The sequence below is a fragment of the Corynebacterium sp. HMSC070E08 genome (assembly GCF_001808895.1).
Lineage (GTDB): Bacteria > Actinomycetota > Actinomycetes > Mycobacteriales > Mycobacteriaceae > Corynebacterium > Corynebacterium hiratae.
Map to the genome: position 1 here is coordinate 37963 of NZ_KV794796.1, position 18203 is coordinate 56165.

Annotated in this window: 14 protein-coding genes and 1 tRNA gene; 6 read left to right on the forward strand and 9 right to left on the reverse strand. The window is 61.9% G+C overall.

Translation table 11 applies throughout. From position 1 onward, the window contains the following. The first annotated feature begins 114 nt into the window (after positions 1-114). The 5 genes from HMPREF2526_RS10700 (at position 115) to HMPREF2526_RS10720 (ending at position 4947) form a co-directional block, all read left to right on the forward strand. Positions 115-900, forward strand: coding sequence for a (Fe-S)-binding protein (locus HMPREF2526_RS10700; protein ID WP_010187137.1), 786 nt, complete (start codon positions 115-117; stop codon positions 898-900). After that, positions 900-2405, forward strand: coding sequence for a LutB/LldF family L-lactate oxidation iron-sulfur protein (locus HMPREF2526_RS10705; protein WP_070547251.1), 1506 nt, complete (start codon positions 900-902; stop codon positions 2403-2405). The genes HMPREF2526_RS10700 and HMPREF2526_RS10705 overlap by 1 nt, the downstream gene beginning before the upstream one ends. Further along, a complete protein-coding gene (locus HMPREF2526_RS10710; protein ID WP_070547252.1) occupies positions 2402-3031 on the forward strand; it encodes a LutC/YkgG family protein in 630 nt (209 codons plus the stop codon). The genes HMPREF2526_RS10705 and HMPREF2526_RS10710 overlap by 4 nt, the downstream gene beginning before the upstream one ends. A gap of 104 nt (positions 3032-3135) precedes the next feature. Next, positions 3136-4737, forward strand: coding sequence for an alpha/beta fold hydrolase (locus HMPREF2526_RS10715; RefSeq protein ID WP_070547253.1), 1602 nt, complete (start codon positions 3136-3138; stop codon positions 4735-4737). 136 nt (positions 4738-4873) lie between these two features. Next, positions 4874-4947: transfer RNA gene (locus HMPREF2526_RS10720), tRNA-Arg, on the forward strand. 208 nt (positions 4948-5155) lie between these two features. Here the strand turns inward: HMPREF2526_RS10720 and HMPREF2526_RS10725 are convergent. From HMPREF2526_RS10725 to HMPREF2526_RS10760, 8 genes are all read right to left on the reverse strand, one after another. Next, on the reverse strand, positions 5156-5596 hold the full coding sequence (locus tag HMPREF2526_RS10725; protein ID WP_070547254.1) for a hypothetical protein: 441 nt from the start codon (positions 5594-5596) through the stop codon (positions 5156-5158). A gap of 378 nt (positions 5597-5974) precedes the next feature. Further along, positions 5975-6184, reverse strand: a complete 210-nt coding sequence (locus HMPREF2526_RS10730) for a hypothetical protein (protein WP_046648910.1) — start codon at positions 6182-6184, stop codon at positions 5975-5977. A 179-nt stretch (positions 6185-6363) separates the two neighbouring features. After that, positions 6364-6657, reverse strand: coding sequence for a hypothetical protein (locus HMPREF2526_RS10735; protein ID WP_046648909.1), 294 nt, complete (start codon positions 6655-6657; stop codon positions 6364-6366). Positions 6658-6721: 64 nt separating this feature from the next. Next, entirely contained in the window at positions 6722-7231 is a 510-nt protein-coding gene (locus HMPREF2526_RS10740) for a MarR family winged helix-turn-helix transcriptional regulator (RefSeq protein WP_046648908.1), read from the reverse strand. Between the two features lie 24 nt (positions 7232-7255). After that, positions 7256-9841 (reverse strand): AAA family ATPase, encoded by a 2586-nt coding sequence (locus HMPREF2526_RS10745; protein WP_070547255.1) that lies wholly within the window; start codon positions 9839-9841, stop codon positions 7256-7258. Between the two features lie 3 nt (positions 9842-9844). After that, positions 9845-10969 (reverse strand): metallophosphoesterase family protein, encoded by a 1125-nt coding sequence (locus HMPREF2526_RS10750; protein ID WP_070547256.1) that lies wholly within the window; start codon positions 10967-10969, stop codon positions 9845-9847. Positions 10970-11033: 64 nt separating this feature from the next. Then, entirely contained in the window at positions 11034-11867 is an 834-nt protein-coding gene (locus HMPREF2526_RS10755) for an SWIM zinc finger family protein (RefSeq protein ID WP_049155122.1), read from the reverse strand. Then, positions 11868-14939: a DEAD/DEAH box helicase gene (locus HMPREF2526_RS10760; RefSeq protein WP_070547257.1), complete on the reverse strand. Its 3072-nt coding sequence runs from the start codon at positions 14937-14939 to the stop codon at positions 11868-11870. A 242-nt stretch (positions 14940-15181) separates the two neighbouring features. Here HMPREF2526_RS10760 and putP point away from each other — a divergent pair, with 242 nt between their 5' ends. Continuing rightward, entirely contained in the window at positions 15182-16744 is a 1563-nt protein-coding gene (gene putP, locus HMPREF2526_RS10765; RefSeq protein ID WP_070547258.1) for a sodium/proline symporter PutP, read from the forward strand. Positions 16745-16854: 110 nt separating this feature from the next. On the opposite strand, the gene HMPREF2526_RS10770 is transcribed toward putP, so the two are convergent. Then, on the reverse strand, positions 16855-18195 hold the full coding sequence (locus HMPREF2526_RS10770) for a lipase family protein (protein WP_070547259.1): 1341 nt from the start codon (positions 18193-18195) through the stop codon (positions 16855-16857). Between the last annotated feature and the right edge of the window lie 8 nt (positions 18196-18203).

An 18203-nucleotide genomic window follows, 5' to 3' on the forward strand; every position in this document is an offset into this window, starting at 1 on the left:
TACAAACTCGAAAAATGCCCAGTGCGGCTGTCCTGGTAGCGCGCATCCGAGTGCAACTCCGCTGTGCCCAGCACGGGACAAGCCACATGGAGGCAGATTAAGGAGCGCTCACGAATGCGAATAGCATTGTTTTCCACCTGCATCGGTGATTCACTCTTCCCCGATGCCCACAAGGCCACAGCCCTCATCCTCTCCCGCCTGGGCTATGACGTCGTCTTCCCAGAGGAGCAGACCTGCTGCGGCCAGATGCACATCAACACCGGCTACCAGGAGCAGACCTTGGGCATGATCCGCACCTATGCGGACGCCTTCGCGGACCCCTCCATCGACTACGTCGTCTCCGCCTCCGGCTCCTGCGTGGGTGCCGTGCGTGAGCAGCACGAGATGATCGCTGATCGTTTCGGCACTTCCGCCGATGTGGACGGCGCTAAGAAGGCCGCCGGCAAAACCCTGGATCTGCCGGAGTTTCTTGTCGACGTCGCCGGGGTCACCAACGTCGGCGCTTTCTTCCCGCACCGCGTGACCTACCACCCCTCCTGCCACGGCTTGCGCTTCCTCAAGTTGGGTGACCGCCCCTACCAGCTGCTGAAGGAGGTCGAGGGAATCGACCTCGCCCCGCTGCCAAATGCAGAAGAATGCTGTGGTTTCGGCGGCACCTTCGCGCTCAAGAACGCCGAGGTTTCCGCGGCAATGGTCGGTGATAAGACCCGCCACATCCGCGAAACTGAGGCCGAGTACGTCACCGGCGGTGACTCCTCCTGCCTGATGAACATCGGCGGTGCTCTGGCTCGCCAGCGCTCCGGCGTGCGTGCTATCCACTTGGCGGAAATCCTCGCCTCCACCAAGGAACACCCGTGGACTCCTACCTCTGCGGCCTACTCCAAGGAGAAGATGCTCTAATGACTTCCTTCCTCGACACCACTCCTCCGCGCGCTCCTGAAGGCTACGGCAACCTGCGCGGCTCGAAGGCCTTCGTGCCGCTAGCTCACGTGGGCCTCAACAACGCCACCCAGCGCCGCAATCTGCACCACGCCACCACCACCATTCGTGACAAGCGCCAGCACGCCGTGGATGAAACCCCGGACTGGGAGCAGCTTCGCGACGCCGGCTCCGCACTCAAAGATGACGTCGCCGTGCGCATGGGCGAACTGTTGGTTCAGTTCGAAGAGCAGGTGACCAAGCGCGGCGGCATCGTCCACTGGGCACGCGACGCCAAGGAAGCCAACGAGATCATCGAGGGCCTTATCCGCGAGACCGGTGAGACCGAGGTGGTCAAGATCAAGTCCATGGCCACCCAGGAAATCGCTCTCAACGAGCACCTGGAAGAGGCCGGCATCCACGCCCAGGAAACTGACTTGGCGGAGCTCATCGTCCAGCTCGGCGACGACAAGCCCTCCCACATTCTGGTCCCGGCCATCCACCGCAACCGCGCGGAGATTCGTGACATCTTTGTCAACAAGATGCCGAATACCGATGACTCCCTCAAGGCCGAGCCGGCGGAACTGGCTGAGGCATCCCGTCAGTTCCTGCGCGAGCAGTTCATGAAGGCCAAGGTCGCCATCTCCGGCGCTAACTTCGGTGTGGCAGAAACCGGCACCATCAACATCGTGGAGTCCGAGGGCAATGGCCGCATGTGCCTGACCCTGCCGGAGACCCTCATTACCGTGATGGGTATTGAGAAGCTGGTCCCGACCTTCCAGGATCTCGAGGTCTTCCTGCAGCTGCTGCCGCGCTCCTCCACCGCGGAGCGCATGAACCCGTACACCTCCATGTGGTCGGGTGTTACCGAGGGCGACGGCCCGCAGAACTTCCACATCGTGCTGCTGGATAACGGCCGCACCGCTGCTCTGTCTTCCCCCGTCGGCCACGAGGCGCTCAAATGCATCCGTTGCTCTGCTTGCCTGAACGTCTGCCCGGTCTACGAGCGCGCCGGCGGCCACGCCTATGGCTCCGTTTACCCGGGCCCGATTGGTATCTCCCTGACGCCGCAGCTGACTGGCATGAAGGACCACAACGATCCGTCGGCAAGCTTGCCCTATGCCTGCTCCCTGTGCGGCCGTTGCGACGAGGTATGCCCGGTGCGCATCCCGCTCTCCCAGGTCATTCTGGAAAACCGCTACCAGAAGGTCACCCACGCCACCCCGCCGGTCGAAGAGAAACTCTTCCAGGTAGTTGAGCTGGTGTGGAAGAACCCGAAGATCTGGAACCAGATCACCCACATGGTGGCGCTCGGCCGTGTCCTCGGCGGTTTCAACGGAGTCATCGACAAGCTGCCGCTGTTCATGTCTGGGTGGTCCGACGTACGCGACACCGCCGTTCCGCCGAAGAAGTCCTTCCGCCAATGGTTCGACACTGACGAAGCTCAAGAACTCCTCGCCCAAGCCAAGAAGGAGGGCATCAAGTGACCACCGCCAAAGAGGAAATCCTCAACCGCATTTCCGCCGCCCAGAAGCAGGCCGGCCTGCCGGACCACGTAGACATTCCGCGCGAGTACCAGAAGGAAGGCACGCTCAACGAGGATGAGCTGCGTGAGATGCTGGTGGACCGCCTCGAAGACTACAAGGCTGATGTGCACGTCACCGATGAGTCTGGGTTGAACTCCACCCTCGTGGACATCCTTAAAGAGCGCGGTTGCTCGAACGTCGTCTACGCACCCGCCATGGACGCTGGGCTTCTCGACGGCTTCGAAGGCACCACCACCCCAGACGACAACGCCAAGGACCCGCGCGAGCTCGACGCTGTCGATGCCGTGGTGACCGAATCCCACGTCACCTCCGCGCAGACCGGCACCATTGTGCTTGAGTCCAATGAGACCTGTGGCCGTCGCGCGCTGACCCTGGTGCCGGACCGTCACGTGTGTATCGTGCGCAAGGACCAGATCGTCTACGGTGTCCCGGAGATGGTTTCCCGTATGAACCCGGAGCGCCCGGCAACGTGGATCTCTGGCCCTTCCGCTACCTCGGATATCGAGCTCTCCCGCGTGGAGGGTGTCCACGGCCCGCGCGATCTTATTGTGGTGATTGTTAAGTAGTGTGACGTTCGGGGGCACCCGCCCCTTCCGAACACTCGGCTCACATCACCCCCGGCGCATAGGATAAGGCACGTACTTATTAACGATTTTAGGAGCCTTATTCTATGCGTCTTTCTCGCGTTTTAGGCTCGGTGCTGGGGCCCGTAGCTGTTGCTGCCGGCCTGGTTGCCGCGCCCGCTGTTGCTCACGCCGATCAACCCACCATCAACTGGGGCCCGTGCCCGGAAGGGGTCACCGAAGAGCGCGCTGAGTGCGGTCACGTGACCGTTCCGACCTATCACGATGCCCCGGAGAAAGGCACCATCGACGTCGGCCTCATCCGCCTCAAGGCCACCGGAAACCGTCAGGGCACCCTGTTTACCAACCCGGGTGGCCCGGGCGGCGACGCGTATGGCTGGGTGAGCTTCGCCGCGTGGCCGGAGGAAGTCAAACAGAGCTACGACATCATCGGTGTGCAGCCGCGTGGCCTGCGCGAGTCGGGAGAGGTGAACTGCACGGCCAGTGAGCTGGGCGCCAATCCCCTTGCGGAGATCACGCAGATCGGCGCGATTACCCGCAATGACTGCGAGAAGAACACCCCCGGCTACACGGACTCCCTGACGACGGAAAACACCGCAAAGGACTGGGAGGTTGTCCGCCAGGCACTCGGCGAGGAGAAAATCAACATCGCCGGTCTCTCCTACGGCACCTTCCTGGGCTCCACCTACGCCACGCTCTACCCACAGCACACCGACAAGGTCGTGCTGGATTCCGGTATGAATCCGAAGATGGCGTGGAACCAGATCTTCGCTTCCCAGCAGGCAGGCTACGAGAATGCGCTGCATGACTTCTTTGCGTACGTGGCCAAGAATGACGCCACCTACCACGCCGGAAAGACCCCGCTGAAGGCCTACGAGCGCTGGTCCCAGATTGTTGCCGCCGAGGCAGGCGTGCGCCCCACCGTGCTTCCACCTAACGCCCAGATTGGTGACCTGCCCCCAGGACTGGAGTTCGCCGGCCAGCCAGGTGCCAACATTATGACTGCTACCGGTGAGCTGCGTGTGCAGGCGGAGCACCTCGCCGGCAAGGTACGCAACCCGCAGGCTGTCCAAGCTTCCTCGCCGACGCTGTCCGCGACCCGTGAGCTTCTCCCCCGCCCAGAGTCCTGGGACACGCTGGCTAAGCACATTGGCGGCATCGAGCCAATCAACTTTGAGGAGCAGGCTGCACAGCAGCAGGCCCAGCAGGATCCGCAGCAGGCTCAGCAGGACGTTCTCAATGCCGTGAGCATGCAAAACATCATCATGTGCAATGAGAACACCGCGCCGACGGATCCCACCCTCATTCCGGCGTTCCTCTGGTCGAACTTCGTCACGATTGACCCCTTCACTCTGTTCAACTCGATGTACGCCTCCGGCGCGGGTTGCGGTGGCCGCGCACCGGTCAACACCCCGATTGCCGTCTCCGGCCAGAACCTGCAGACCAAGCCGCTGCAGCTGCAGGCCACCGGTGACCCGCAGACCCCGTACGCTTTCTACCGCGGTCTCTCGGATCCGATGCAGTCCCGCGTGGTGACCGTCCACGGCCCGGGTCACGGCCACTTCGCGATGGGCAACAAGGCCGTCGACCAGATCGTGGTTGATTACCTGCGCACCGGTGAGGTCCACACCGCGGATGCGCCGGGCTTCTTTGACCAGCCCCAGGCGCAGGAGCAGCCCGCCCAGTAACACAGGCTGCGAAACAATGAAGGGGCGACTTACCTAGCCGCCCCTTCCTCCCGCCACACCCCCATCGGCGTGAGGCCAATTACTGCGCTTCAGTCTTTATAGGCTAGAATCGCATCGTTGGCATTTCGCCAGCAATGCCCTTGTAGCTCAGCGGATTAGAGCATCGGTTTCCGGTACCGAAGGTCGCAGGTTCGATCCCTGTCAGGGGCACTTTTTCATGCCCAAACCTCTCTCCCATCAGGCCGCACCGCGGCCCGCAATTTTAATGATGCCGCGAGTGCGGAAAGCCTTTCGCACTCTGCCATTCTGCATTCCCCCAGACCTGAAACCCGCAACCTGCAGGTGGGCGTCGCCCAGCGCTTGACGGCACCAAGCCACTCACTTGGAGGTTTCGGGTTCGAGGTCTGGGGATATGGAACTAACGCAAGCGCGCCTTAATATCCGCAACCACTTCTTCCGGATTCTTCGCCGAAGCGATGAGAGAGCTACTGCCCTGCTCGATGCGCACGGTCGGCCCAGAGACGATGTAGGCCGGAGCGCCGTCGACAACACGCGGGCCCGCGCCTTCCTTGATCCCAGTCTCAGGCCCGACGCGGGCACCAGTGATATCGCTGAGTGGAATTCTCTTCGTGAAGATACCCAGGATGGAAACCGCAACCTCGTCGTCACTCACGACGATCTTCACTCGCATCATGATGCAGGCCACAGTTGCAGCGATGACCAGGGTGCCGAAGAGGATGGCTGCCCACGTGGAATCGATCATCGTGGGTACCACCGCGGCCACGACGGCAAGGCCAACGACGATTCCGGACCACAGGAGCGGGCCGTTGAGATAGCGAACGTAGATGCGAGAGTCCATCGAGTTCAGGCTATCAGACAGCTTCGCCCTTCGCGCTCACCGAAGCTGCGGGCGGCGGCTGATAAGGGCTCTCGGTGAGCGCGAAGGGCGAAGAAGCGATGACTCGGCAACTAACTCTCAGGCTCAACACTGCTCCAGTTGCCAAAGATCTGGCCAGATCTTGCGAGAGAGCGATGGTTTTGGCAACTAGGGCAGTTGCGCGGCCCGGGCATGGTTCTGCGCATGAGTGAAATCCTTCCCAAACCGCAATGACTTTGGGCTCAAAGGAACAGGTTGAGTGTTGCGGCAGGTGAGAAGAATGAAGCCCCAGCAGGAAACACTGCTGGGGCTTTAAGTCAAGCTACTCCCCGCTGGGCGGCAGCGTGAGGAGCGAACCAGTTACTGGGTGATGTACTGGTTGACGATCGGCTGGGTGATGTCCAGAGTGCCGTGCTCGACGTAGTACATGCCGAGCATCAAAGCGCCCAGCATCACCACGGAAAGAAGCATGGAGGGAATCCACTCAACGAAGACGGAAACCCAGCCATCAGCCTTGTCACGGGCAGCTGCTTCGCGCTGCTCCTGAGCCAAATCGCGCTCGACGATCATGTTTAGTCCTTTCACTTAGCTCCCTGTGCCTGAGAAGTTTTCGCGGAAACCGTCTCGTGGTGGCGTGTGGGATGCTCGCCCATTAACACAGAGTATCTTAGCAGTTTATGCAGAGCTGACCGTAGTTAAACGCAGATATTTCGGCCGCTATCCGCCTTTAGTATGACACCGACTGTGGGCTAGACCCCAGGGTCTTCATTGTTGTTGAGCGCTTCGACGAAGTCCTCACGATCCTGAAACATGCGCTCGATGTCATCCTCCGTGCCGATAATCCACAACTGGGAGGCATCATCGTAGGTCAGGGCCTCGTCCGGGTGCTGTTCGAGGGCGTTCTCGAGTGCGGCGGTTTGCTCCTCGCTGAGCTCTTCCAGGTCCTCGGCGGGGCCTACCTGAGCGCTGAGTTCCTTCAGCGGCGTGATGCCGTACGTGGTGTATTGGCGCTCTGGGTGCTCGAACAATTCTTGTCCCATCATGATGTGGACAGGTCACCTCCTGGTGCGTAAACGGACGGGGCCTACTCTACCCCGGTGGGCGCAGCTAGTGGTCACGAGTGCCCAGACGCTCGTCCGGCACGAAGCCGTCATAGCCCGGAAGGTTTTTCTCCGAGAGCACGCCTTCACAAAAGCGCAGAAGCGCCGGAACATCGGCGGGATCCAGATGGTCAAAGACCATGCGGCGCACGGACTCAACATGCTCCGGTACCGCCGCCTCAAGTCGCTCTCGGCCGGCCCGCGTCATGACGACCTCCACGCCGCGGGCATCGCCCGCGCACTTTTCTTTGCGTACGAGCCCACGCTTTTCCATGCGGGTGATCTGGTGGGAAGCGCGCGAGCGGTCCCACTCCAATTCTGTGCACAGCTCGCGCAGGCGCAGGGTGTGCTCGGGTGCCTCCGAAAGCGAAACAAGCACCGAATACTCGGCCGCCGAGATATCACTGCAGGCCAAGAGAGTTTCCTCCATGCCGCGATTAATCTTGCGAATGCTGGCCAGGAGTTGGCGCCACAACTCCTGCTCGCTGCCGGTGAGCCATCGAATATCCGCTGTCATGGCACTTACCCTACACTCCGGCTCTTAAGCATTCCTAAGCCTCTCCATGTCAAGGTCTATGCGCCCCGGTACCCAGGAATAGCGCTGCGGCATACAGGTGAGCACGATGACCTGTGTTGTCTTCCCTGCCTTAGTAAGCAGCGCAGCCATGAGCTGGAGGCGCTGCGAGTCGGTGGAGCCCAGCGCGTCATCGATCACGACGGGCACCGGTTCACTGGACACCAGCTGGGCGATGGCAAAGCGCGTCAAGATGCTCAACTGCTCCTTCGCGCCGCCGGAGAGCGCGTCGAAGGCCACGGTTTCGCCGTTGCGGCTCCGCGCCTGCACCTTGAGCTCCTCGGAAAGCTCGAAGTCCACGTCACCGCCGAACACGGTGCGGGCTAGGCCATTGAGCGCGGTGACGAAAGGCGCGGCATAACGCTGACGGGCGGCGTCGCGATGGCGCAGCATGAGCGAACGCAGGTAGCGCGCGGCCTCCGCGCGGCGCTCGATGGCAGCGTGGCGCTCACGAGCAACGTCGAGTTCGGCAGCGGCTTTCTCCTCATTTTCGGCTGCGCCCGAGTGCATATCGATAAGCCCGCGGAACTCACGCATATCCCCCACCGCCGCATTGACCGCTGTCTTCAGGGAATCAACGTGCGTATGCGCTCCCCGCGCCAACTGCTCCGCGGTGTCGACATCGACGGCGGATATCTCCTCCAGCGCTTTCTTCTCAGCAGCGTGCGCGGTTCGTGCTGCTTCGATAGCGGCGGTCACGCCGTCATCCGATAACTGGGCACGCGCCGACTCCACTGCCGCGGCCTTGGCATCGCGCTGCGCGGTGGCCTCCTCCGCACGGACCATAGCCACCTCCAGTGCCGCGCCCGCCTTGTTCTCGCGGTAGGGCGCCAGGGCGCGATCAAGCTCATCCAGCTTCCTGCGCAACTCCTCTTCCTCACGCTCCACCACAGTCAGCTCCCGCGGCTTCGCGTCGTCCTCAGTAGTCCCGCCGGCCTCCTCGGCGTCCTCAGCATCGGCCGCGCCCGCCTCAAAGCGCGCACGCAGCTCACCGAGGTCCTCCCCGCCCAGCGCAGCATGAAGCTCGCGGGCAGCAGTATCCGTGGCGGAGGCCAGCTCCGCGTGCTTTTCGTGGGTGGCGCGGGCGGACTCAAGGTCTTCGCACCCGGCATCCTCCAGCAGGCGTGCGAGCTCCACGCGGGCCTTCTCCACGCCTTCCTCACCGCTATCACCTGCGCCGGCTGCATAGCGGGCGGTGATATCACCGACCTTCAGCGTGGTGCCCTCGCGCAGTTCGACTGCCAGTTCTTGACCGTTCTCCAGCGCACGTTCCTCGCCATCGACGACAAAGGAGCCCTTGCCGGAAAAGTAGAGCTTGGACGCCGCGGCCGCCCGCAGGCGCTCCTGGACGGTGACCTCGCGAGCCGCGTCCTCCAAGGCCTGAAGGTTCGGTACGTCGGGAGTCGCCGCCAGCTCACGGCGGCGGGCTGCCAAAGTCTCTTCCAGCTTGTTCAGTGTTTCGAGTCGGGTGCCCAGAGCCTCACGTTCAGCGCGCTGCTGCTCGCGGCGGGCGCGCTGGCGTTCCTCGCGCACGGCCTCATAGCGCTTGTGGACCTCGGCACGCTCTTCCTCTAGTTTCGTGCGGACGGCGGCTTCTTCCTCGGCGCGCTCGCGGGCTTGAATAACCGCGGCGGCGGCACGCTCAGCAGCCTCGACAGCTGCGGCATGCTCAGCAACCACAGCTTTACGGCGCTGCGCTTCCTCCTCCGCGCGCGTCACGGCCTCCGCTGCCCGAGCCACCGCCGCCTCCTGCGCGGTGACCTTCTCCTGGGCGGCCCGAGCAGCGAGCAGCTCACCGTCACGGCGCTCGCATTCTTCCGCGGCCACCGGCAGAGCGGATTCAGCATCCTTCTTCTTCAGCTCGGCGGCTTCATAGCGCTCCACCACGCCGTCGAGCTCCCGCAGCGAGGCCTCGGTGGCAGCGTGCTTCTCCTCAGCATCCGCTAGCGCGGCGATGGCGGACTTATAGTCTCCTGCCGGCTTGTCTGTCTTCGCGGTGAAGTACTCCTTGTACTCCGCCTCGATGCGTGTGAGCAGCTCGGAGTCTTCCGCCGCGGCACTCGCCCCGGTTTCCTCCTCCAGCGCTGCGGTCAGGGAAGGAATGCCCACCGCGGCGATGCCTTGGTGGGGGTCGTCCTGGCGGACGAAGAGGACGTCGAGAAGCGCGCGGTCCACGTGCTCACTGAGGATGCGCTCCAACTCCCCATCGGCCTCAGCACCGGTCCACTGGCCCGGGCGCGGGGAGAAAACATGCAGCTCCGAGGTGCGCTTTTTCACCCACCGCTTGCGAATGCGGAAACGGTAGGGCCCCACGGTTGCCTCCAGCGTGACCTCAGGTCCCACATCGCGGCCGGCAGGCTGCAGCGCCCTCACCGGCTTGGAATTTGCCGTGTGCTTTTCCGTGAGCACGAAATCGATGGCCTCCACCAGCGTGGACTTTCCAGCTTCGTTCGGCCCACCGATGACCACCACCCCGGTCTCCGGGAGGTCCTTGACCTCCAGGTGCTCCACGCCCCGGACGTTGTTTAGTTCAACAGAATGCAGCTGCATCATGGTTTAGGCTCCCTTCGCGCTGAGGCGGAACAGCAGGTTGGCGGCGTCGCGGGCAGTGGGATTATCTAGGTCCTCGAGCAGCTCCGCTAGCGCATTGGCGGCATAACCACTCAAGCTCAGTTCGCTGAGCTCTTCTTCCGAGGGCGCCAGATGCAGGTCCATGGTTCTCTCGCGCGGCTTGAGGGAGGCAAAAACCTCCTCCATCTCCGCCAGGCCTTGCTCCAGACGGGCCTGCGCGCTCAAACCCACGGTGCCGCGCAGGCTGTACTTGACTGCGGTGCGAATCTTCTCCGGCACCGCGTCCAGCTGTTCCAGGAAGCCCTCGACATCCTCCATGGAGTCGATGTCCGCATCAATCGCCCGGAAGTCCCAACGGCCAACGCGGTGCTTGACGACGTCCACCCGATCCCCCTCAACGGTCACCACCAAGGCGTTGCCCGAATCGCGCTCCCTATCGTCGAAAGCGGTGGTCTCTGGGCTGCCCGAGAACCACACTTTGCCGGAGCGGCCCAAGGATTCAGTGGAGTGCGTATCCCCCAGCGCCAAGTAATCGATAACCCCCTTATCCAGACACTCCTCCACGAAGGCGAGGTCGATCGTATCCGCATCCGAGTCCTCGCCTTCGCCCGCGCGGGATTCCACCTGGCCGTGGCCCACCGCGATGCGAACCGCACCCTCCTCGGCAGGCGGCAGCGGCTCCAGCGCGCGGCGCACGAGGTCATAGTTGGCCCGCTTGGACAGGTAAGGAGCACCGACGATCTCCACGCCCGGGCGCACCGCAATCGGCTCCGAATCAGCAATCACGTGCACGTTATCCGCAAAGGAGTTGAAGAAGATGGAATCCGCCACGAGAGGGTCATGGTTGCCGGGCAACAGGTAGACCGGAACCGGCAGGCGCTTGAACATATCCTTCGCCCGCAGCAGCGTGGACCTGCTCAAGGAGTTGTGTTCAAACACGTCACCGGCCACGACGATGAACTCGGCACCCGTCTTGGTGGCCAGCTCCCCCAGGCGCAACACCGCCGCCTCGCGGTCATCATCAAAACGCGATTGCGCCGCGGGACTTAAAAACCAGCGGGTCATGCCCAGCTGGAAATCGGAGGTGTGGATGAACGTGACCGCGGCCATGCAAACTCCCTACAACGTGGTCCAGGGCTGGGCGTGTGAGCCCCTCCCCTGATGGTGGCAATGTCTAGTGCGTCAGATGATAGTAAAGGTCCTCGACATCGGAGACCGCCCGAAGCAAATCTATGTTCGTATGACTGACAGATCTCATGGCCTTGCGCAGCAATTCCGGGTCGGAATCATCCACCGCAGGAGCAGTCTTGGGCTCCGGCAACGGCGGCAGCTCGCGCCCCTCCCAGAACAAAGCATTGCGTTCCTCGGCCGAGATTTCAGCGGCCGCAGAAGCGGAAAACGAGTCCTCCGAGGCCGCCTTGGCCTGCTCCATGACCGCTTGCTCGAGCCGCGCGAAGTCGAGTCCGCGCAGGGCAAAAATCACGGAAGGATCGGCATCCATCCGGGCCGCGAGGCGGTCTGCCACCGCCACGACGTGCTTGCACACGTACTCCGGGTCGGGGCAGGTACAGGAAAAGCGGAGGTCGTCGGGGTACTCGGCGATGAGGATGTCGAGGGAGGCGTCGGCAAGCATGCCCTCCCTGGCCTTCGCCACGGAGTTGGGCGTGCGCGCGAACATCTCCGACAGCCGCCCGATGTCCTCGTTATTGCGGTAGGGCACCTGGATAAGCACCGCGAAAGGTTCGTTCTGAGAGCCCGCGACCTTTCCGTGCACCGCACCATTGCGCACATCAAGACCCACGACGTGGCCCTCCGTGGCGTACTGGCGCCCGCGGCGAATTCGGCCGGAATCCGTTTGCTGGTTGACAAAGTTGAGCAGGCGCGTGGCCGCCGGCTGCATGGTGCGCACGCGGTCGACGCGGTTGACCTCCTCCGGAGTGCTCACGCGCTTGCGGGTGCCGAAGTTGGCGTAGATGACGTTGTTGTCCTCAGGACTCTTTGGTGCCATTTACTTCTCCTGTTCCCTGTAGCTCATGAGGTCCGCCAGCTGCTCGGGGCTCAGTTCGGTGAGCCAGCCCTCGCCTTCGCCCACGACGGCACCGGCCAGCTGCGTCTTACCGTCGAGGATGTCCTGGATGGATTCCTCCAAAGTACCGGCGGTAATCATCTTGTAGACCTGTACGTTGCGCTGCTGGCCGATGCGGAAGGCGCGGTCCGTGGCCTGGTTTTCCACCGCCGGATTCCACCAGCGGTCCATGTGCACGACAATCGACGCCGCCGTGAGGTTCAACCCGGTACCACCCGCCTTGAGCGAGAGCAGCATGACGGGTGCGCCATCATCGGCCTGGAATTCCTCCACCATCTGGTCGCGCCGGTTCTTGCTCACCCCGCCGTGGAGGAAGGGAATCTCGCAGCCCAGCTGCTCAGACAGGTAGGGCTGGAGGACGTCACCGAAAGCCTTGTACTGGGTAAAGACCAGCACGCGCTCCGAGGATTCGATGGCTTGGTCGATGATCCGCATGAGTTCTTCCACCTTGCCGGAGCGGTGCTTGCCCTTGATGGTGACAGCGCTGCCATCGGCCAAGAAGTGCGCTGGGTGGTTGCAAATCTGCTTGATGCGGGTCAGCGATGCCAAGATGAGGCCGCGGCGCGAGATCCCCTCCTTCTTCTTTGCCAAGGCCTGCTCCACGTCATTGACCAGAGCCTTATAGAGGGCTGCCTGCTCATCGGTCATGCGCACGGTGATAATCTGCTCGGACTTCTCCGGCAGGTCATCGATGATATTCGGATCCGTTTTGAGGCGGCGCAAGATGAACGGGCCGGTGAGCAGGCGCAGGCGCTCCGCCATGACATCGCTTCCTTCGCGCTCGATGGCCTTGGCAAAGTGGTTGCGGAAGAAGGAAGCTGAGCCCAGGATCCCGGGGTTGCAGTAGTCCAGGATGGAGCGCATTTCCGACAGCCGGTTCTCAATCGGCGTGCCGGTCAGCGCCACGCGGTGCCGCGAGGGGATGGCGCGCACGGCCTTGGAGGAGCGCGTGGAGGCGTTCTTGATCGCTTGGGCCTCATCGAGGACCACGCGGTCCCACTCCACCTTGCTCAAGGTCAGGAAGTCACGGCTGACCGTGCCATAGGAGGTGATGACGATATCGGCGTTCTGCGCCGCCGTGACCAGCTCCTCGCCCTTTAGGCGCCCGGTGCCATGTTGCACCATGACCTTAAAGTCCGGCACGAAGCGCTTGGCTTCCCTAGCCCAGTTGCCCACCACGGAGGTCGGGGCAACCACTAGGGTGGGCTTCCACGCCTCCGCTTCCCCCTCAGTCTCATGGGCAGCCTTCTCTACCGCCAGCAGGGACAACAGCTGCAGCGTCTTGCCCAAACCCATGTCATCCGCCAGCACCGCGCCGATGTTGTTGCGGGACATCCAATACAGCCAGTCGACGCCCCGGCGCTGGTACTCGCGCAGCTCGGCATGGACCGTATCGGGGATCTCCACGCGGTCGGGCGCAGTACTATCCAGCCCGCCAAGCAGCGAGGTGTGCCACTCGGAGCCAGTGAAGGCAACGGGGTCCTCCGCCATCGACTTCAAGGCCATCTCGCGCAGGTCCGCCAGCGTGACCGCTTCTTCTTGTTCACCCTCGTTGAATTCCTTGCGGCGGCGTTCCACCTCGGCCACAAGTTCTTCCCAGCCGGGTTGTTCCAGCTGGCGGGCCATCTCGGCGGTCGCGGCGAGCTGCTCGAGCTCCTTTAGGGCGCGCTGGCGGGCGGTATCGGCCAACTCGCGCATGTATTGCGAGATCTTGTTCAAAGCCTGTGTATCCGCCATCACCCACTCGCCGCGCAGGCGAATCAGGCCGGACTTGGAGGAGATGAGCTCGTGCATTTCGGCGTCGGTAAGCTGCGTATCCCCCACCGAAAGTTTCCAGTCATAGCTGAACAGCTTCTCCATGCCGATGTGCGCCTTGGTGGCGGCATCGGCTGGATCACGTACCTCTGTGGTTTCCAGCTTGGCCTTGGTCTCCATGTGGGACCAGGCCTTGGGTAGCAGCACGGTAAAGCCGGCTTTGCGCAGGGCGGCGGCGTCGTGAGTGACAAAGTCCACGAGCTGTTCCGTGGTCAGGTAGACGTCCCAATCGCCCGCATTTCGGCTCGCCGGCGCGGAATTGTACTTCAGCCGCGGAGCCACATCGAAGGCATGGCGGCGGGCTTCACGCAGCTTCTCGACGCTCCCCCGGTCCAACTGGTCTTGGCGCACCGGCATTGGCGAATCGGTACCGGAGCGAACTAGCAGGCGGATCGGCCACGCTGCGTCCTCAACGGAGACATTATCATTTGGTGGCTCCTCCACGAGGAACACGAGCTGCAGATCGACGGAGGTAATGGAGTCCTTCCACTCGTTGAGTCCGCGCAGCAACTGCGCGCGTCCCTTCTTCACCGGCGAAGTTCTCAACAGCGCCTGGGCGAAGTCATGCCAGGGTGCTGCGCGCGGGGCGTCGATCTGCGGGCGCAGCTGGGTATAGGCAATCCAGTGCGTGAGCTCATCGGCCAAATCATCAGAGAGAGCCCGGTTATTAATGGAGAGGATGCCGGGCGCGGAGGCTAGCATCTCCGCCAGCCAGCTGCGCTCGCCCAAACCGGAGGCCAGTTGCCACATGGGGTACCACTCACCGGCTTGATAGGACAGGCGGATGGTCACCCGGCCAGCGCGAACAAACCGGAAGAGGCCACGATAAGCACGGATGAGCCACAGGAGATCCGGCGCGATGGTCGCGCGCTGCTCTGGGGTGGCCGCTTGGCTATCGGTGTCGAGGTATTCCAGCTTGGCCAATGTTTCTACCGCTTCATCTGGGGCGAACATAGCCATGGGCACCATGAGGGAAACATCTTTGCCCTTCGGCGTACGCAGGGAGACTCGCGCGCGGTTGCGGAAGGTCTTCTTGCTCAGGATGCTATCGACCACATCCGGGAAGGTTCCCCCTGGGACTGCTGAGGGCATGATGATTTTGTGCCCTTCGACCTGTTCGATCCATAGACTCAGGCCGGAGACGGGCAGCCAGAGGCCATGCAGCAGGTAAGAAGCCATAGGGGCCAGTCTAGCAGCACGCCTTTTGGGGACGGGGTCGCAGAAAGTTCCCGAATCCTGCCTAAATAGACAATCGTTATAGTCTCGTTACATAACGACGTAACACCAGTAAGACCGTACAATAAGCTGTGACCAAGGTAACCAAATACTGGTCAACCAGCCAATTTTCAGTTGGGTAGGAGCTTGTGCCTCGTTAGCGTGGTTAGGTCCTATTTTTTAATCTCAATCTCAAGGAGAGATCAGTGCAAGACTCCACTTGGTATGTCGTTGCGATGATCATCTACCTGCTTGCCATGGCCGCTATCGGCTTCTGGAGCTACAAGCAGACGGATGAGTACGACGACTACGTTCTCGCCGGCCGCGGCCTCCACCCGTTCGTAGCCGCCCTATCCGCCGGCGCTTCCGATATGTCGGGTTGGCTGCTCATGGGCCTGCCTGGCGCTTTGTTCCTGACCGGTATGTCCGAGCTGTGGATGGCGATCGGCCTCCTCATCGGTGCTTGGGCCAACTGGAAGTGGGTCGCGCCGCGTCTGCGCTCCTACTCCGAAATTGCCGGCAACTCCATTACCGTGCCCTCCTTCTTTGAAAACCGCCTGCACGATAAGTCGCGCCTGCTGCGCATCATCGCGGCGGCCATCATTATCTTCTTCTTCACCTTCTACGTCTCCTCCGGCATGGTGGCCGGCGGCCGTTACTTCGAGTCCAGCTTCGGCGGCGACTACATGGTCGGCATGCTCGTCGTGGCAGCCGTGACGGTCTTCTACACCTTCGTCGGTGGCTTCCTGGCGGTGTCCTACACCGATACCGTTCAAGGCCTGCTGATGTTCGCCTCGCTCATCATCGTGCCGATCATGGTGCTCTTCTCCTTGGATAACCCGGGTGAGATCTTCAGCTTCGCCGCTGAGAACCCCTACGCCACCGGTGGCGTGATTGAGAACCCCAATTACTTCTCCCTGTTCTCCGGTGTATCCGCTGCCGTCATCATCGGCAACCTGGCCTGGGGCCTGGGCTACTTTGGCCAGCCGCACATCATCGTGCGCTTCATGGCGCTGCGCAAGCCTTCCGACGCCCGCGCAGGCCGCTTCTACGGTGTGAGCTGGATGGGCATCTCCCTGATCGGAGCCATCTTCGTCGCGCTCTCCGGCACGGTCTTCTTCACTGAGACCAACCACTCCATCACCGACCAGGAGAACTACGAGACCATCTTCCTGGACATGGCTCAGGTCATGTTCCACCCGCTCTTTGCTGGTCTGGTTCTGACCGCCGTTCTGGCAGCCATCATGTCCACGATGTCCTCCCAGATGCTGGTGGTCTCCACCTCCCTCATTGAGGACCTCTACCTCATCTTCGCTAAGAAGAAGCCAAGCCAGAACGTCCTGATCAACCTGTCCCGTACTGCCGTCGTGGCCATCGCCATCGTCGCCGCTGTGCTGGCAATCAACCCGTCGGATTCGATTCTGGGTCTGGTCGGCTTCGCCTGGGCCGGCTTCGGCTCCGCCTTCGGCCCGCTGGTGCTGCTGTCGCTGTACTGGAAGCGCCTCAACTCCACCGGCGCCATCGCCGGCATGATCACCGGTGCCGTCGTGGCCATCGGCTGGGGCATGAGCCCGCTGGGCGATACCCTTTACGAGTTGGTTCCGGGCTTCATCTCCGCTCTGCTCGTATCCGTCGGTGTTTCCCTTGCTACCAAGGCTCCGGATGAGAAGGTCATCCAGGAATTCGAGGAGGCTACCCGCTTGGCCAAGCTCGTTGAAGAAAACGATGACTTGGACTTCGAGGAGGCCGCGGAGAAGGTTCAGAAGTAGCCTTCGGCCCCTCCCCCCTCCTACTTTTAAACCCCTCGTCGAGCTAGTTCATCACTAAGCTCCGGCGAGGGGTTTGTCTTGTGAACTGAGGTGCCCGAGACACCTTCCTTTTAAGACAGCGCTGCCTCAATAGCCTTGACGGATTCCGTAATATGCGGGACGGTACCAGCCACGTGGGAGCGGGCATCATTCGGAATAAAGGTCACGTTTGCACCGCGCGAAGTCCACTGCTCAACCAGCTGCTCAGCGGTGGAGAAAGGAATCACGTCATCGCCGCGGCCATGCGTAACCACCACCGGAATCGACGGCGCATCGTAACCAATGTGCTGGTCCGCCAGAATTCGGTCATAGGGCGCAGTAGCAATGAATTGGTCAACGCTCTTGCCCTCATTGCTGATCTGTTCAATGGTGGTTCCTGAAAAGCCAGCCAGCCCCAGGGTGCAGGTGTTGGTGGCGCGCTTGAGAATTGCAGCCCCCTTCTCATTGAGATGAGCGTACAGGTCTTCGCCATAGGAGTTACTCAAGCCCAACAACGCATAGGACTCAAAAAGGAAGTACAGCGTGCCGTCGAGAGCCGGCGGCAGCAACGTCAGATCCGCGGGTGCAGCACCAATCGTTGCTAGCTTGACGTTAAGCTCAGGCGCGTAGTCATCATAGAGTTCCGCTGCTGATGCCGCTGCCCCACCTCCCTGCGAATAGCCGTTAATGAACACGGGGTTGTCACCACTAATATCCCAGCCGTTCAGCTGCTGTGCCGCACGCGCACTATCCAAGACTGCATGCCCCTGGGAGATTCGGTCCATGTAAGTGTGCATTCCTGGGGTACCAAGACCTTCATAGTCTGTCACCACCACCGCATATCCCTTCTTCAAGTATTGCTCGAAGAAGAACTGCTCATAATCCCCCACGCCTTCAGCAATCTTGCGCGACGGCGCACAGCGGTCTGCCACACCCTGGGTACCAGGGGCGAATGCTACAACCGGGCGTGGTCCCGGCTTCGTCCATGCTGCTTTGGGCTCAATAACAATGCCGCTGACTGCCGTTTTCTCTCCCGTGCGGTTGGTAGAGGAATACAGGATGCGCTGGGCCTTGTAGGGGCCGATATTTGTAATTCCGAGGGTATTCGCCGGGTTGCGAACAGGCGCGGAACGGAAAAGCTGGCCGGGGGTGGATGACTCCAGATCTACAGCATCGTGGTAGAAGGCCGAGTATTCATCACCGACCGGACTGTTACCACCAGGTGCTGGTGCTGTGGAGTAATTCTTTAACTCTTCGGCGGCATCCTTAATGTCACCGGATTCGTTGGGGCTCTCCGTTGCTATGGGGTCTTTGAGGGCTTCCTCGGCGAGTGCAGATTCCGGCAGTTCCGGCGCGACGTCCTGTGCAAAGGCAAGAGGGCTTGCTGCAGCAACGAGACATGCCGCAGCAAGAATGGGGAGCGGAGATTTCACTGCGTTTC

What these genes read in the sequence shown, in the direction of transcription:
- HMPREF2526_RS10700 (WP_010187137.1), top strand. Translation starts at nt 115, where the DNA reads ATGCGAATAGCATTGTTTTCCACCTGCATCGGTGATTCACTCTTCCCC.
- HMPREF2526_RS10705 (WP_070547251.1), top strand. Translation starts at nt 900, where the DNA reads ATGACTTCCTTCCTCGACACCACTCCTCCGCGCGCTCCTGAAGGCTAC.
- HMPREF2526_RS10715 (WP_070547253.1), top strand. Translation starts at nt 3,136, where the DNA reads ATGCGTCTTTCTCGCGTTTTAGGCTCGGTGCTGGGGCCCGTAGCTGTT.
- HMPREF2526_RS10725 (WP_070547254.1), bottom strand. Translation starts at nt 5,596, where the DNA reads ATGGACTCTCGCATCTACGTTCGCTATCTCAACGGCCCGCTCCTGTGG.
- HMPREF2526_RS10730 (WP_046648910.1), bottom strand. Translation starts at nt 6,184, where the DNA reads ATGATCGTCGAGCGCGATTTGGCTCAGGAGCAGCGCGAAGCAGCTGCC.
- HMPREF2526_RS10735 (WP_046648909.1), bottom strand. Translation starts at nt 6,657, where the DNA reads ATGATGGGACAAGAATTGTTCGAGCACCCAGAGCGCCAATACACCACG.
- HMPREF2526_RS10740 (WP_046648908.1), bottom strand. Translation starts at nt 7,231, where the DNA reads ATGACAGCGGATATTCGATGGCTCACCGGCAGCGAGCAGGAGTTGTGG.
- HMPREF2526_RS10745 (WP_070547255.1), bottom strand. Translation starts at nt 9,841, where the DNA reads ATGATGCAGCTGCATTCTGTTGAACTAAACAACGTCCGGGGCGTGGAG.
- HMPREF2526_RS10750 (WP_070547256.1), bottom strand. Translation starts at nt 10,969, where the DNA reads ATGGCCGCGGTCACGTTCATCCACACCTCCGATTTCCAGCTGGGCATG.
- HMPREF2526_RS10755 (WP_049155122.1), bottom strand. Translation starts at nt 11,867, where the DNA reads ATGGCACCAAAGAGTCCTGAGGACAACAACGTCATCTACGCCAACTTC.
- HMPREF2526_RS10760 (WP_070547257.1), bottom strand. Translation starts at nt 14,939, where the DNA reads ATGGCTTCTTACCTGCTGCATGGCCTCTGGCTGCCCGTCTCCGGCCTG.